Origin of the sequence: Methanospirillum stamsii (assembly GCF_003173335.1) — an archaeon.
GTDB lineage: Archaea > Halobacteriota > Methanomicrobia > Methanomicrobiales > Methanospirillaceae > Methanospirillum > Methanospirillum stamsii.
The window spans coordinates 1-1503 of sequence record NZ_QGMZ01000002.1; the positions used below are offsets into that span (position 1 = coordinate 1).

The 1503-nt window shown below is 38.3% G+C and carries 1 protein-coding gene; it reads right to left on the minus strand.

Annotation, left to right across the window (positions count from 1 at the left end):
• Positions 1-40 precede the first annotated feature (40 nt).
• Positions 41-1288, minus strand: coding sequence for an IS110 family RNA-guided transposase (locus DLD82_RS00640; RefSeq protein ID WP_109939175.1), 1248 nt, complete (start codon positions 1286-1288; stop codon positions 41-43).
• Between the last annotated feature and the right edge of the window lie 215 nt (positions 1289-1503).

A 1503-nucleotide genomic window follows, 5' to 3' on the forward strand; every position in this document is an offset into this window, starting at 1 on the left:
TTTTCCATGAAAAACCGGATCCATTAAGAGGGTAAAACCCTCAAATCGGATCAGGATCTGGTTTCTTCATCTCTTTTATCGTGTCAGATAACAGTTTTAAGGCCTCTTCTAGGGTATATGCGACAGGAATACGGACATTATGGTATTTCACTTGCTTTTTAGGTTGAGCATAGACATCGACATATGTTTCATCATTTACAATAAGATGCCAAATTATTGTAATCATCTTCCTTGCAAGTGCAATAATTGCTTTACCAGTCCCAATCACCGGCTTTTTGGCTTCATAAAAGTCGCGTAGGACACTTTTTTTCTTTTTTGCTGCCGCATGAGCCGCTTGAGTTAATATCCATCTTCCGAGTTTCGACCCCCGTTTCGTTATTGATCGTTTCACTTGATGATCCGCTGACTGATAAACTTTAGGAACAATCCCTAACCAACTGGCAAGTTTATCACTTGAAGAGAAATCCTTGAAGTTATCAATTTCTGCAATGAGTGTTACTGCAGTAATATCTCCAACACCGGGAACAGATTTAAGGATCTCAACTTTCCTAGGATAATTTGTATGGGCATAATGGATGACATACTTAGTAAGTAATCCAATTTCCTCATCCAACTTCATCATAACGCGAAGACAGTGTCCTAATTGAATTAGTGCGTTTTGAGAAAGACTTTGTTCTAGCAAATTTCTGATTTCTGGCTCTTTCTTATTAAGAACTTTCCAGGGGATCTGTTTAATAATTTTATCAGCAGGATCACCTTGAAGTATTCCAATCATGATCAATCTCCCAGAAACTCCAAAAATATCAGTTAACGTTTCAGACAAGTGAAATAATTCAGTGTCAAGAATGCCATGAATCCTATTTTTAATATCAGTACGTTTCTTAACTAAAAAATGTCTGAGACGTACAAGTTTTCTGAAATCTCGGTGATGTCGGGAAAAGACACGGGATGGTTCAATCATTCCCTTAAGAGCAAGCAGCGCGATGATTTCTGAATCTATTTTATCAGTCTTTTTATGTGAAAGAACCTTGATATCATGAGCATTGCCTACTATGACCGGAAGATGATCGATGAGTGAATCATAGATTTGGATCCAGTAATCACTTGTTGATTCACAAGCAACAACCTGACATTTATTCTGAAGAATCCAATTCTTTAGTGCAAGAAGGCCTTGCACAGTCCTATCAAATTTCTCCTGGAACTTGGAACCATTTGTCCATAGAATTGTGGCAACAATGAATCGTTTATGGACATCTAGCCCAGCTGCTATTTGGTAATCTGTAGTCATGTCTCTAAAAATGGGTAGATGAATTTCCTGGCTGGTCAATTTTCCATTCGTGATCTAGGTCACAGTTCAGCCTTCGATGGCAATTCAAGGGTTAGTTTTTTTAACGGATTTGAAACCCAAAAAGAAAACAACCTTCACTACCCAGATTAATATTGGGAGACTGGAGGTTACAGTTTTTCATGAGTTAAGCATGAGGCGGAGCCTCATGGGTGTTT

Excerpts from the sequence above, each read along its gene's own strand:
- DLD82_RS00640 (WP_109939175.1), bottom strand. The coding sequence starts at position 1,288 with ATGACTACAGATTACCAAATAGCAGCTGGGCTAGATGTCCATAAACGA.